At 44.2% G+C, this 249-nt stretch carries 1 pseudogene; it reads right to left on the reverse strand.

Annotation, left to right across the window (positions count from 1 at the left end):
- Nucleotides 1-249 (reverse strand): annotated as a pseudogene (locus KK062_RS30450) (class I SAM-dependent rRNA methyltransferase); the annotation flags it as partial.

Genomic DNA, 249 nt, shown 5'->3' on the forward strand with positions numbered 1-249 from the left:
ATTCTACATAAAGAACAAGTCCTTTAAGATATTCGCCTTCAGGATGGAAAATAGAAACCGGATGGTCCGCTGGTTGCGACAGATGATGAAGTACTTTTATTTGTCGCCCGGCCTGAATAGCCGCAGACACGATGGAGTCATAGAACAATTGGCGGTCAACAACCTGCGAACATGAAAACGTAAATAGTATGCCTCCTGGTTTAATCACTCGCATAGCCTCTGAGTTGAGTCTTTGATAACCCTTCACAG

This window comes from Dawidia cretensis, from assembly GCF_018598175.1.
In the GTDB taxonomy this organism is placed as follows: Bacteria; Bacteroidota; Bacteroidia; order Cytophagales; family Cyclobacteriaceae; genus Ohtaekwangia; species Ohtaekwangia cretensis.